Genomic DNA, 12,800 nt, shown 5'->3' with positions numbered 1-12,800 from the left:
GTTTCACCCCTTCTATCGATTTTCCCCGGCTAGTTGACGTTCAATGCGCTGAAGCTTTCCGCTTACGCTGCCGTCAAAAATCCGGTTTCCAATGCGGACTTTAATGCCGCCTATTAAATCCGTCTGCACTTCATTTTTAACTCTTAATGAAGCCACTCCGGCTTTTTTTGCAAACACTTGTGATAATGATAAAATCTCCGCATCCGTCAGCTTTTTCACTGAATATACGGTTGCATCTTCTATTTGACGAGCGTCATTTGCGAGTTTGATAAACTCATCTGTGAGCTCGGGCACGATCGCGGCACGATGACGGTCAATCAAAAGAAAAATCGTATTGAGCACAGACTGTGACAAAGAGCCAAATGCATTTTGAATCAGCTCTTTTTTCTTCGCAGCCGGCACCTTCGGATGGTTTAACACATCATTAAGCGCTTTTTCATTTTGAAATACTTGTTTGACAACGGTTAGCTCTTCTTCAACTTGATTCAGCTGAGCTGACTCATTTGCAATATCAAAAAGAGCTGACGCATATCGTTTAGAGACAGCAGATCCACTCATCGGCTTTCTCCTACCTCTTTAAGATAGTCCTGGATCAATTTCTCTTGAGCTTGTTCATCCAGTTCTTTTTCAATCACTTTCGATGCAATCATGACAGAAAGAGACGCTACTTGCTCGCGGAGAGCAGAAACCGCCTGTTCTTTTTCCTTCACGATTTCAGTTCTTGCTGCTTCTTTCAGACGTTCAGATTCTGCACGCGCAGCCTGAATAATCTCTTCTTTTTGGTTTTCTCCCAGTTTCTTTGCGTTTTCGATAAGAGTCTGGGATTCCTGTCTTGCTTCTTTTAAAAGAACGCGCTGCTCTTCAATCAGCTGCTGCGCTTCTTTATTTTTTGCTTCAGCAGACGTAATTTCTCCAGCGATGTGGTCTTCACGCTGTTTCATTATGTTTAATAGCGGCCCTAAAGCGAATTTCTTCAGAAGCGCTAATAAGATTAACATAGCTAACAGTTGGAACAGGATATCTCCGCCGTTAAACGACAGTCCTAGTTCAAGTGGTAATTGAGACATCTACTACGGCAACTCCCTTCTGCAGGTTTTTCTTTGCTGATCCAGCAGCCGCACTTGTCTCTTTTCAGCCGGCAAGGCGGGGTGCTTATCAGACATAAAGCAATGGCGAAGGTTCTCTTGGAATGATCTTCGCCATTTTTAGTTCATATAAGGCTTTTATGCTTATCTAAAGAACGCTAAGAATGCGATAACGACAGCAATAATAGGAAGGGCCTCAACCAATGCGATACCCATGAACATAAGTGTTCTAAGTTCTTTACCTGCTTCCGGCTGACGGGCAATCCCCTCTACCGTACGTGAAACAATCAAACCGTTACCAATACCTGCACCAAGTGCGCCTAAACCAATTGCAATCGCAGCTGCTATTAAATTCATGAAAAAGTTCCTCCTTTAAAATGTTATCCGTTTGGATATAATGTTTTAGTGATCATGACTGATTTTATGAGACATGTACACCATCGTCAGCATTGTAAAAATAAACGCTTGGATGGCTCCTATAAATAAACTGAATGCTTGCCATGCCAGCATTGGCAGAATTGCGCCGATTGTACCGACAAGACCGAGAGCCACGCTTTCTGAATAATGGCTTGTCGCTAATCCCGCAAGCAGACCGAGAAGAATCTCACCGGCGAAGATGTTACCATAAAGCCGCAAACCGAGAGTCAGCGTATTCGCAAATTCTTCGATGATTTTCATCGGGAGCATGAATGGAACAGGTCTTAAATAATCTTTAGAATATTCCTTGAGCCCTTTCATCTTCACACCATAGTAGTGTGTTAAAGCAACAACCATCACAGCTAACGTTAATGTAATGGCAGGATCGGCTGTCGGAGATTTCCACCAGAGCTCATGGCCGATTGTAATAGAGAACGGCAGACCCATCATATTCGACACAAATATGTACATCAGCAATGTGACACCAAGTGCCAAGAAGTTAGCCCCTGTTTTCAAATCCATTGTACTGCCAATAATATTGCGGACGAAATCCACAATCCATTCCATAAAATTCTGGGCTTTTCCGGGACGGATCGAAAGTGTTCTTGTCGTCAGTATAGCAATCAATAAAACAATCACACTCGCCACAGTAATCATCAGAATGTTTGTGAGATTAAAAGTAAGACCTAAAAAATCAATAGTTCTGTATTCATGATTCAAAGGGTTTTCACCTCTCTTCCATTGATGAACGTTTAAGCTGGATATAGGAATCTATCATAATGACAGGGTATATTGTCATTAATCCAATAACTGTGCTTGCCATATCAAAATGCTCGGGATTTTTATAGGCAACAGCCGCAGCAAGAATCGCATTGCACCACCGCGCTGCGCTCCCAAGAGATCGTATGGACTTTCCTTTCTCAATGGCTCTGTCAAAAGCGTTCATTCTCCTGACGAGCAGTAAAAAATTAAACAAACTGAAAACAGTTCCCAGAATAAGGCCTAAAAAAACGGTTTTATACGCTGTTAAACCATAACCCAGTACATACACTGCCAAAATAAACAATATATATTTGCGTTGTCTGCTAAATGTAAGCTTGGGATCGTCCATCAATTATCTGTCTCCTGATGAAAAAAATAATATATCTTAGATACGGCAAAAATCAGCGGTTAACCCTAGTAGAAGACCTTTTTTGACCGGCAAAACGGGCCTGTTCGAAAAAATCATTCATCCGCAAGCCTAGCAGGGATGCTGTTTCATTCGCTTAAATAAATCCTCATAACACGGGTTTTCTAAGAGGATTCACATTGAGGATGAGGACTATAATGAAAGCTATGAAAACCTTCTCATAATACCCTCGTTTAGCATACAATAGCGCCTGAACGTGTGTCAATCTGTTTAAAGTTAAAAAACTTTTTATAATTTACGCCTCCACAGAATGTTCACATTTTCACCTATAATTGTATACAAGCTGACCGAATATCAAATAACTGGACAAAAAAGAAAACCCTTTCTGGGGTTTTCACTTTTATTTTGTTCCAAACATACGATCTCCCGCGTCTCCAAGACCTGGAACAATATAACCTTTTTCATTTAATTTTTCATCAAGCGCCGCAATGTAAATATCCACGTCTGAATGATGCTTCTGCAATTCTTCCACACCTTCAGGCGCCGCCACAAGACACATGAAACGAATATGTTTTGCACCGCGCTTTTTGAGGCTGTGAATGGCTTCAACAGCAGAACCGCCTGTGGCCAGCATCGGGTCCACCACGATGAATTCACGTTCTTCCACGTCAGAAGGAAGCTTGACATAGTATTCTACGGGTTTTAAGGTTTCGGGATCGCGGTACAGGCCGACATGTCCCACTTTTGCCGCAGGAATCAGCTTTAAGATACCGTCAACCATTCCTAATCCCGCTCTGAGGATAGGAACCACTCCAAGTTTTTTACCTGAGATGACTTTCGATTTAGCAGCCTGAACCGGTGTCTTGATATCCACTTCTTCTAAAGGAAGATCGCGGGTAATTTCAAATGCCATAAGAGTGGCTACTTCGTCCACAAGCTCTCTAAAATCTTTCGTACCTGTATTTTCATTCCGTATATATGTCAGCTTATGCTGAATTAAAGGATGATCAAATACATAAACCTTTCCCATACTGTGTTTCAGCTCCTTTTTTATTGTCACATCGACAATTTCACACTTCTATTGATTCTACAAAAAAAGACATGGAGTTTCAAGAACATCGTCAAAAAACCCGCGGCCAAAGCCAAGCGGGTTTTTTAGGTCTTAGTAGTCTAATTCTTGATACAAAGGAAATTGATCAGTCAGAGCAGCTACACGCTGTCTTGCTTCTTCAAGTTTTCCTTTATCTTCGTGGTTTTTCAATGCAAGCGCAATGATGGCACCGACTTCGTCCAATGCGTCCCCGTCAAAACCGCGGCTTGTCACAGCAGCTGTCCCTAGACGGATACCGCTTGTGACGAATGGTTTTTCAGGATCGTATGGGATCGCGTTTTTGTTAGACGTAATGCCGATTTCATCAAGCACGTGCTCCGCAACCTTACCTGTCAGTCCGAGAGAACGAAGGTCAACAAGGATAAGGTGGTTGTCGGTTCCGCCCGAAACAAGCTGAACGCCTTCTTTCGTTAATGCTTCAGCCAGGCGTTTCGCATTTGAAATGATGTTTTGTGCATATGTTTTGAAATCATCCTGCAATACTTCGCCGAATGAAACAGCTTTTGCGGCAATTACGTGCATCAGCGGGCCGCCTTGAATGCCAGGGAAGATTGATTTATCAATTTTCTTGCCGAACTCTTCACGGCAAAGGATCATACCGCCGCGAGGTCCGCGAAGTGTTTTATGAGTTGTTGTCGTCACAAAATCAGCGTAAGGAACCGGGTTTGGATGAAGGCCCGCCGCAACAAGTCCTGCAATATGCGCCATATCCACCATGAAGTAAGCGCCGACTTCATCTGCAATTTCACGGAATTTTTTAAAGTCGATTGTACGAGGATACGCACTTGCTCCTGCTACGATGAGCTTCGGCTTATGAGCGAGAGCTTTTTCACGCACGTCATCATAATCAATATATTGCGTTTCTTTATCTACGCCGTACTCAACAAAGTTATATTGCACACCGCTGAAGTTGACTGGACTTCCGTGTGTTAAATGGCCGCCGTGGGAGAGGTTCATCCCAAGCACAGTATCGCCTTGTTCTAAGATCGTGAAGTATACTGCCATGTTTGCTTGCGCGCCTGAATGCGGCTGAACGTTTACATATTCCGCTCCAAAGATTTCCTTCGCACGGTCACGAGCGATATCTTCAACGACATCGACGTACTCACATCCGCCATAGTAGCGTTTGCCCGGATATCCTTCAGCGTATTTATTCGTCAAAACAGATCCTTGTGCTTCCATAACAGCTTCACTTACAAAGTTCTCAGAAGCAATCAATTCGATCTTAGTCTGTTGGCGTTCACGCTCATTTTTAATGGCGTTAAACACTTGTTCGTCTTGCGCAGGTAAATGTTTCATCAGCGAGATCCTCTCCTATCCGTATCCTGTTCTTTGTTTTTACCATCACTATTGTACATGGTTTTTTAGACCAATGTAAAAGATTATTTTTTAAAAATTTGAATTTATATTGGTAAAAACGAATATTAACAACATATATTTAAGCTAAAGTTCGGAATTTATTTTTCTGCTTAAAAAGAAAAGACTGGCCATGCAGTCCTTTCATTCACACCCATAAACCGCCCGCATTCCGCCAATCAGCTTCGGCCGTGTACGCGCTAAGGTCACATGCGCTGCACCGAGACTGTTTTGAGAGACGCGCACAGGCACAGCTACCGGCTTCAGATGCATGCCGATAAACGTATCGCCGATGTCTATTCCGGCGTCAGCCTGAATGGTCTCGACAAGAACAGGAGACGCCATCCGCTTAAATGCATAAGAAGCCATCGCACCGCCCGCTTTTGGAACGGGTACGGCAAAGACTGTTGGGAGCCTGAACAGCCTAGCTGTTTCTTCCTCGACAACAAGCGCTCTGTTCAAATGCTCGCAGCATTGAAACGCGAGATGGATTCCCGTCTTCTCCTTAAGCTCAGCAAGTCCGCTGCAGATGCTTTCCGCGATGTCTACACTGCCCGATGTTCCGATCCGGCTGCCGGCGACTTCGCTTGTACTGCATCCTAGGACAAAAAGCTGATCCGGCTTCAATTCCGCTTGTTCCTGAAACTCAGACAGTATTCTACTCCACGTTTGTTTGATCTCATTCATTGAACAGCACCCCTATAGGTTTTTCTCTTCATAATCTGAGATTTTGCTAATACGAGTCTGATGTCTTCCGCCGGTAAACTCGGTAGTCAGCCAGATTTTTGCGATTTCCCGCGCCAAACCAGGGCCGATCACCCGTTCACCCATCGCGAGGATGTTTGTGTCATTATGCTCTCTCGTTGCCTTCGCGCTGAATGTGTCGTGTGCCAGCGCGCAGCGGATGCCTTTGACTTTATTAGCGGAAATGCTCATACCAATGCCTGTCCCGCAAATTAAAATGCCTCGGTCAGCTTCGCCGCTTACCACTTTTTCGGCTACCGGAAAAGCATAATCAGGATAATCGACAGATCCGCTGTCGCCGCAGTCACAGCCCATATCAATATATTCAATTTGCAATTCGTCCATTAACTCTTTGATTTCATTCCGAATGTGAACGCCGCCATGATCCGATGCGATGGCTACTTTCATCTGCTTTTCCTCCCACGTGTGTAATGCGGTCCCGCCCGCTATATTGGCCGCGCAGCCTGTCCGCTCTAGTTCACACCAAATGATGTGCTTTTCACTTTATTCTACTCCTTCACGCAGGATTTGCAAATGACCTGTTTGCAGATTTTCTGACAGCCTACTTGCCCTCTTTTTTCAGCTGTTTTGCCAGCCGCCAAAGAAGCTCTTCAAGCTCATCTCTCGTTTGTTTATAGATCTCAATTGAACCGCCGAACGGATCGATAACATCCCCGTGGGTGCCTGTAACATATTCTTTTAGCGTAAACACCTTATCACGGTACCGTCCAAATTGACTGGCAATGATCTGTTTGTGCTGATGAGTCATAGTCAGAATTAAATCAGCCGATTCCATATGTTCTTCAGTTAATGGAGAAGACACGTGATTCAAGGCGATGTGCTTTTCAAACAGCGCTTCGACCGCATGAGACGTCGCTCTCCCATTAGGCGAAGCAAAAACACCTGCCGAGCGGACACTGACATTCAGCCCTTCCGTTTCTGCAATTGATTTAAAAAGCGCCTCAGCCATCGGGCTGCGGCACGTATTTCCTGTACAGACAAAAATAATATTCACGTTAGTCACCCCTTATTTTCTCTATTATATATGAAGAAAAAAGAAACGGCGACTTCGTTTCTTTTATTGAAATATCAAATTGGCAAAAGAAGCTTTAAGCCAAAGGCGATGAGTATGATGCCTCCGAGCGCTTCGCTGTATGAGCCAAGCCATGACTGTACTTGTTTTCCGATCAGCAAGCCCAGCCATGTCAATAGCATGCTGAACAGCCCAAACAGGGTAATGGTGAGGAGCAGATGCGAGCCGTATATCCCCAAGCTCAAACCGACGGAGAAGCTATCAAGGCTGACGCCGATTGCAAACAGCAATAAGCCCGGCCCTGCCAGCGACATGAATCGGTCTTCTGACTGTTTAAAAGAAGCCATAAGCATTTGAACCCCAAGAACCAAAAGCAGCGAACCCCCGATATAAACCGCTAACACACCTAAGAGCCCCGACAGCATGCTGCCGGCTGCCATCCCTGCAAGAGGCATAACGACGTGAAAGAGGCCGATAATGAAACCAATGTAGAATATCTGTTTTTTCCTGAGTTTGACCATGCCCATTCCGAGACCGACAGAAAAAGCATCCATCCCTAAAGCAAACGCCATGATGCTTAAAGTCACCAGCTCTCCTATGAACAAATCCGACATACATAAATAACCCCCTTGGACACGCCCTGCTTTTTTAGCCTATGCGTGTCCAAAAAGGGTTAGAACATCTCAGCAAATCACTCTTCCCCCGGCAGCTTTCATCAGCCTGTTCATAACGGCGAGACCGACGCCCGTGTCAGGAAAGGATTCCGCAATAATAAAGTCCACCTTATTTTCATCAAAGCTGCGCAGCGCATCATACAGCGCCGCCGCAACAGTCTCAAGCTGTGACCGTCTGCCGCAGCTCTTCACATAATCAGCGGAATATACGTCCGCGTTTTCTTCTGTCGTCAGGACGCCAACTCGTCTGCCGCCTTGTTGAAATTCTTGAATGAGGTGCTGAACGCGCTCTGGTCCGCCTTCGCAAATGGCAAGCGGCGCTGTCGGCGCATAATGTGTATATTTCATCCCTGGAGAAATCGGCTTCTCATTTTGATCGCTGAGTCCTTTATCCACAAGGATCGGTCCTACCTCCGCTTCAATTTGTTCTTTCGTAACGCCGCCCGGGCGCAGGAGGACAGGAATGTCACCCGCACATGAAAGTACAGTTGATTCGACCCCAATCCCGGTAGGACCTCCGTCCATAATTCCAGCTATTCGGCCTTCCAAGTCATGAGCCACATGCTCGGCCTTTGTCGGACTTGGCTTGCCTGACAGATTGGCGCTAGGTGCCGCAATCGGCAAACCAGACTCACGAATCAGCGCTAGAGCAAGCGGATGATCCGGCATCCTAATGGCAACCGTTTCAAGCCCTGCCGTTACACGGGGTGAGAGCGCATCAGGTTTACATGGCAGGATGAGTGTTAGTGCACCCGGCCAAAACCGTTTCATCAAGATTTTCGCCTTTTCCGGCGCCGGGCCGGTTAAATCGGCAAGCTGATTGATATCCGCAATGTGGACAATGAGGGGATTATCGCTCGGCCGCCCTTTCGCCTCATATATTTTTTTGACAGCTTCTGTGTTTTTCGCGTTTGCGCCGAGACCGTATACCGTTTCTGTCGGGAATGCAACGACTTCATTTTCTCGGAGCAAAGCGGCTGCTTGTGCAATTTGTGGATCATTTGTGGATAACTCATCAGTTACATCCACAAACCATCTTTTCGTTTTCATTTTCAGACCAAACTCCTTATTCACAACGATAAAACGATTGTTTTTCGCGTGTAATCCTTTTGAAAGTATAAAAGATGTCCTGTAATAAAACAAGCGTTATCCACAAATTGTGGACAACGCTATTGAAGAAGTGGATAAGTATGTGTATAAATCGTACTTATCCAGATGCTTTTTTCATCAAGACGGCTCCTTCTCTTTGCTGCGATTCACAGAAATGACCAGAAGAACACAGCTCTTCAGGTACACTTTCAGCTGGTTCAAAACCAAGCGCCGCCAGAAAGTCGGCGGAGGAATGCTGATTCGCTATTAAATATACTGTTTTGATCTGATGCTTTTCACACAACAGCTCCATGCTTTGAAAGAGCGTCACAATATGACCTTGATGAAGCTTGTCCGATATGACAAGTGATCGCAGCAATCCTTGACCACAGCTGATTTTTTCAATTCCGAGACAGCCGGCAATGTTCTTTTCGCTGTCCTCCAGCATAAGAAATTGGGTGAAGTTCTCTCTCACACCTTCACAGCTGGTTTTCGCCTGTTTCAAAAATGCCTCGAGTCCATCTCCGTCTTTTTCCCTTGCCACCCGCAGTTGATAAAACATCCGTTCACCCCGTTTTTGCATTCTTTCTTCCAATCTATGAGGCGAATCTATTTTTAGACCAGGTGATTAGGAAAATAGGCCGGAAATCCATTCAACTAAGAAGAATTTCACCTCTGTGTCGTCTTCTTTTTCTTCTTCTTTGGCCTTTTTCACTTTAGCGGTTACGTCCTCGAGCACTTTTTCGGTTTGTTTTTTCGAGGCTTCTTGATCTTCTTGTTCTTTGACGGCTTCCCCGTTAGAAAAGTCGAGAAAGCAGAGCGGCGGAAACAGCACACACCACCAGTTGGCTCCTTCTCCCTTTCCAAGCGTAATCAAAATCGCTTCATACTCACCGGCTGGATACACCATGTTTCCGTAAAGCTTTGTCGGAAATGAGATGTTGTTAAAATCAACGGATATCGATTGGTCCGCTCCTTCTTTCTTCATTGTTTCCTTTGCAATTGCTTTAATTTCAGGCAGCTTTGAGCGAATCAAACGCCGTGCTTCATCTATAGAAGTAATATCCTCTACCCAGGTTGTGATTTCTTTATTGACCGCGTCTCTGATCTGCCGCTTTAATTGTTGATCTTTCTCTCTATCGCTATTTGCCAATATTCTCAGACGAATCGCCTCATCTGGTATGACCACCGGCTGATTTTCTGATTGCCGGGCCGTTTCTTCTTTTGCCAACCCTACAAGCGCTCCAGATAATAAAAGAAAAATATATATGAATATGATGACAGTTTTTTTCATCGGTCCCCACCGTTCCTCTCCGTCCTTTGGTTCTAGCCCTATTATGGACAAGGAGAGCTTAAGATAAACGTATAGGGTGAAAAAAATCTAGCAGGCTGTTAATCTAATTTATGGTACGATAGTATTTTAGGAGGTTTAAAATGAAATATAATTATACAGTGTTGTTATCAGCATTCACGATGTCAGTTCTTTATTCGATTATCTATATTCATTCATTTATCATTGCCGCTGTCATCACGATGGCATTTTATTTCCTTTTTCCTTATTTACTATTTGCGCTGCCGCTTCAATTCATGATGAATAAAAAACCGAAACGGTTCAGCCCTTTGTATCTTCTGTATTACCTTGCCGCAGCATTTATTGCTAACGCGATCATTTTCGGCGTGCTGCAGCCTTCAAGCCAATCTTTGTTTCAAAATACTGCCTTCTATCTTTTTTCTGTATTAACAGCTCTCGTCTATTGGCTATGGGATTCTGTTTTACTGCAAAAAAAGGAAGCCTAAAGAGGCTTCCTTTTTTTATTAGAACAAGACCGTGAGCAAATAACATAGAACAGAAGGGATCGCCGCAACAAACAAAGCAGCCGATATTTTCAAGCGGGCTGCTCGGCCTTCTTTCGTTTCTGAATGATAGTTTGCTCGCTGATCGCTTCCGCTCACAGCCAAACCCGATGTGATCACCGCAAGCCCAATCAAAACGAGAGACGCAACGCCAAATATCGTTTCATAGGAAAGAGACTGCGGAAAAATAGTGCCAATCATGCTCTCAATCGCAATGAGCAAAATTCCTGCTGCCAGGGCTTTTTTCATTTTGTCATCCCCTTTGCCGGTGTTATAGCTTGATTCATCAACTTGCCAGCAAGCTGCTTATATATTTTTATGAATTACGGCGCATATGGTTCTGTCTTTTCCGTTAATATCTTTCAGCACTTCCACTTTTGCGTCCTTAAATGCTTTGAGGAACAGCTCTTTGATTGCTTCTCCCTGTTTCCAGCCGATTTCAAAAACAACAAACACTTTATCCTTCATGATTAGCGGGATGTCTTCCATAAACCGCTTATAAAATTTCAGTCCGTCTCCGCCATCAGTGAGAGCGTGCAGCGGCTCATGAAAACGGACAATCTCCGACAGATCAGCCATTTCTTCTTCTGAGATATATGGAGGATTTGAAACGATAATGTCGGCTTTTTTTCCCGCCTTAATAAAAGGCTCAAGCAGGTCGCCCTCATAAAAGCAAACATCTGCTCCGAGCTTTTCCGCATTAGCAGAAGCAACTTGCAGCGCCTCTTTTGAGATATCGACAGCCGACACGGAAAAGTTTTGATTTTCAAGCGAAAGCGTGACAGCTATTGCGCCGCTCCCTGTACCGACGTCAACAACCTCGAGCTTGTCGCCCTCAGAAAAGACATGCTTATATTTTTCAAGCAGATGATAGACAACCTCTTCTGTTTCCGGCCGCGGGATCAGCACATCATCATTCACCATAAATTCCCGGCCGTAAAAAAATTCTTTTCCGATAATGTACTGAACCGGAACGCCCTCTTTATGCATCTCAACGTGGCGCCTAAAGCGATACAGCTCGTCTTCACCGATTGGTTCCTGCAAGTTAGCAAGCAGCTTGCTCCTGTCCATTCCAGTATCATTAAGCAAAAGAAGCTCTGCTGCATTTTCTTCTCTTCCCGCTGCAGTTAAATAAGAAGAAGCCCATTTCAGGGCTTCAAATATTGTCTTCATCTTAACCTTCCGACTGCTGAAGCTTGCTTGCCTGATCTTCAACGATCAGCGCTTCAACCACTTCATCAAGTTTTCCTTCAAGGATCTGGTCAAGCTTTTGAATCGTCAGGCCGATTCTGTGATCCGTCACACGGTTTTGCGGGAAGTTGTATGTGCGGATACGCTCAGAGCGGTCACCTGATCCAACTGCTGATTTCCGTGTTTGATCATATTCAGCTTGGGCTTCCCGCTGAAATTTATCATAGATTCTGGCACGGAGAACCTTCATTGCTTTTTCTTTGTTCTTGATTTGGGATTTTTCATCCTGACATGATACAACAACACCTGTCGGCAAATGGGTCAGACGAACGGCAGACATTGTTGTGTTAACGCTTTGTCCGCCCGGTCCGCTTGATGCAAACGTATCGACGCGGATATCCTTCTCATGAATGTCAACCTCTACCTCTTCCGCCTCAGGAAGACATGCTACTGTTGCAGTAGAGGTATGAATACGGCCGCCTGATTCTGTTTCAGGCACACGCTGTACGCGGTGGGCGCCGTTTTCGTATTTGAGTTTCGAATATGCACCGCTTCCCGTAATCATAAAGATAATCTCTTTATAGCCGCCCGTTCCGGTTACACTCGCTTCCATGACCTCTGTTTTCCAGCCTTGAAGCTCCGCATAGCGGGAATACATTCTGTACAGGCTGCCCGCAAATAAAGCGGCTTCCTCGCCTCCCGCAGCTCCGCGGATCTCCATGATAACGTTTTTGTCATCATTGGGATCTTTCGGGATGAGGAGCACTTTCAGGCGCTCGGACAGTGTTTCCGTTTCTTTCTGAAGTTCAGAAATCTCTTCCTTCACCATATCGCGCATCTCAGCGTCCAGCTTATCTTCAAGCATCGCTTTTGCATCAGTCAGCTGTTCCGACGCATCTCTGTATTGTCTATATACGTCAACTGTTTCTTGTATATCAGATTGCTCTTTTGAATATTCTCTTAGCTTTTTCGGATCGTTGACTACTTCTGGATCGCTTAAAAGCTCATTTAATTTTTCGTATCGTTCTTCGATTGACTTTAAACGGTCTAACACGGTCTTCACCTCTGTTTTCCTGTGCGTAACATTCTCATTATAGTATAGTGATGAATCCCAGTC

18 protein-coding genes are annotated in these 12,800 nt (G+C 44.7%); 1 reads left to right on the top strand and 17 read right to left on the bottom strand.

The features are described 5' to 3' along the window. Positions 1 to 12: 12 nt before the first annotated feature. From BTW01_RS15320 to spoIIR, 14 genes are all read right to left on the bottom strand, one after another. Entirely contained in the window at positions 13 to 558 is a 546-nt protein-coding gene (locus BTW01_RS15320; RefSeq protein WP_162103851.1) for a F0F1 ATP synthase subunit delta, read from the bottom strand. Continuing rightward, positions 555 to 1,067 carry a F0F1 ATP synthase subunit B gene (gene atpF, locus BTW01_RS15315; protein WP_162103850.1) on the bottom strand — a complete coding sequence of 171 codons (513 nt, stop codon included), beginning with the start codon at positions 1,065 to 1,067 and terminating at the stop codon, positions 555 to 557. Before atpF ends, BTW01_RS15320 begins: the two co-directional genes overlap by 4 nt. A gap of 162 nt (positions 1,068 to 1,229) precedes the next feature. After that, complete coding sequence (gene atpE, locus BTW01_RS15310) at positions 1,230 to 1,442, bottom strand: F0F1 ATP synthase subunit C (protein WP_044159733.1); 213 nt, start codon at positions 1,440 to 1,442, stop codon at positions 1,230 to 1,232. Between the two features lie 45 nt (positions 1,443 to 1,487). Next, positions 1,488 to 2,222 (bottom strand): F0F1 ATP synthase subunit A, encoded by a 735-nt coding sequence (atpB, locus tag BTW01_RS15305; RefSeq protein ID WP_162103849.1) that lies wholly within the window; start codon positions 2,220 to 2,222, stop codon positions 1,488 to 1,490. Between the two features lie 7 nt (positions 2,223 to 2,229). Further along, the gene (gene atpI / locus BTW01_RS15300; protein WP_162103848.1) at positions 2,230 to 2,613 is read right to left on the bottom strand and encodes an ATP synthase subunit I; all 384 of its coding nucleotides are present in this window, start codon (positions 2,611 to 2,613) and stop codon (positions 2,230 to 2,232) included. 418 nt (positions 2,614 to 3,031) lie between these two features. Continuing rightward, the gene (upp, locus tag BTW01_RS15295) at positions 3,032 to 3,661 is read right to left on the bottom strand and encodes a uracil phosphoribosyltransferase (RefSeq protein ID WP_024713806.1); all 630 of its coding nucleotides are present in this window, start codon (positions 3,659 to 3,661) and stop codon (positions 3,032 to 3,034) included. Positions 3,662 to 3,793: 132 nt separating this feature from the next. Further along, positions 3,794 to 5,041 (bottom strand): serine hydroxymethyltransferase, encoded by a 1,248-nt coding sequence (gene glyA, locus BTW01_RS15290; RefSeq protein WP_162103847.1) that lies wholly within the window; start codon positions 5,039 to 5,041, stop codon positions 3,794 to 3,796. Positions 5,042 to 5,242: 201 nt separating this feature from the next. Beyond that, positions 5,243 to 5,785, bottom strand: a complete 543-nt coding sequence (locus BTW01_RS15285) for a TIGR01440 family protein (protein ID WP_162103846.1) — start codon at positions 5,783 to 5,785, stop codon at positions 5,243 to 5,245. A 12-nt stretch (positions 5,786 to 5,797) separates the two neighbouring features. After that, positions 5,798 to 6,250, bottom strand: coding sequence for a ribose 5-phosphate isomerase B (gene rpiB, locus BTW01_RS15280; RefSeq protein WP_162103845.1), 453 nt, complete (start codon positions 6,248 to 6,250; stop codon positions 5,798 to 5,800). 154 nt (positions 6,251 to 6,404) lie between these two features. Beyond that, positions 6,405 to 6,857 (bottom strand): low molecular weight protein arginine phosphatase, encoded by a 453-nt coding sequence (locus BTW01_RS15275; protein ID WP_162103844.1) that lies wholly within the window; start codon positions 6,855 to 6,857, stop codon positions 6,405 to 6,407. 74 nt (positions 6,858 to 6,931) lie between these two features. Continuing rightward, on the bottom strand, positions 6,932 to 7,489 hold the full coding sequence (locus tag BTW01_RS15270; protein WP_162103843.1) for a manganese efflux pump MntP family protein: 558 nt from the start codon (positions 7,487 to 7,489) through the stop codon (positions 6,932 to 6,934). Positions 7,490 to 7,558: 69 nt separating this feature from the next. Then, positions 7,559 to 8,599: an L-threonylcarbamoyladenylate synthase gene (locus BTW01_RS15265; protein ID WP_162103842.1), complete on the bottom strand. Its 1,041-nt coding sequence runs from the start codon at positions 8,597 to 8,599 to the stop codon at positions 7,559 to 7,561. A gap of 157 nt (positions 8,600 to 8,756) precedes the next feature. Then, positions 8,757 to 9,200 (bottom strand): GNAT family N-acetyltransferase, encoded by a 444-nt coding sequence (locus tag BTW01_RS15260; protein WP_162103991.1) that lies wholly within the window; start codon positions 9,198 to 9,200, stop codon positions 8,757 to 8,759. Between the two features lie 66 nt (positions 9,201 to 9,266). Then, complete coding sequence (gene spoIIR / locus BTW01_RS15255) at positions 9,267 to 9,932, bottom strand: stage II sporulation protein R (protein WP_162103841.1); 666 nt, start codon at positions 9,930 to 9,932, stop codon at positions 9,267 to 9,269. Between the two features lie 140 nt (positions 9,933 to 10,072). Between spoIIR and BTW01_RS15250 the strand changes: the two genes are divergently transcribed. Further along, positions 10,073 to 10,435 carry a UPF0715 family protein gene (locus BTW01_RS15250; protein WP_162103840.1) on the top strand — a complete coding sequence of 121 codons (363 nt, stop codon included), beginning with the start codon at positions 10,073 to 10,075 and terminating at the stop codon, positions 10,433 to 10,435. Between the two features lie 18 nt (positions 10,436 to 10,453). Here the strand turns inward: BTW01_RS15250 and BTW01_RS15245 are convergent, their stop codons facing one another. From BTW01_RS15245 to prfA, 3 genes are read right to left on the bottom strand one after another with little or no spacing between them, the layout of a single operon-like run. Further along, complete coding sequence (locus tag BTW01_RS15245; protein ID WP_162103839.1) at positions 10,454 to 10,741, bottom strand: DUF5316 family protein; 288 nt, start codon at positions 10,739 to 10,741, stop codon at positions 10,454 to 10,456. 57 nt (positions 10,742 to 10,798) lie between these two features. Next, positions 10,799 to 11,665, bottom strand: a complete 867-nt coding sequence (gene prmC, locus BTW01_RS15240; protein ID WP_162103838.1) for a peptide chain release factor N(5)-glutamine methyltransferase — start codon at positions 11,663 to 11,665, stop codon at positions 10,799 to 10,801. Position 11,666: 1 nt separating this feature from the next. Further along, positions 11,667 to 12,737 carry a peptide chain release factor 1 gene (prfA, locus tag BTW01_RS15235; protein ID WP_162103990.1) on the bottom strand — a complete coding sequence of 357 codons (1,071 nt, stop codon included), beginning with the start codon at positions 12,735 to 12,737 and terminating at the stop codon, positions 11,667 to 11,669. Between the last annotated feature and the right edge of the window lie 63 nt (positions 12,738 to 12,800).

The sequence above is a fragment of the Bacillus sp. SKDU12 genome (assembly GCF_010093085.1).
Taxonomy (GTDB): Bacteria; Bacillota; Bacilli; order Bacillales; family Bacillaceae; genus Bacillus; species Bacillus mexicanus.
The sequence above is the reverse complement of the archived record's forward strand: the minus strand, read 5'-3'. Positions and strand labels throughout refer to the sequence as shown.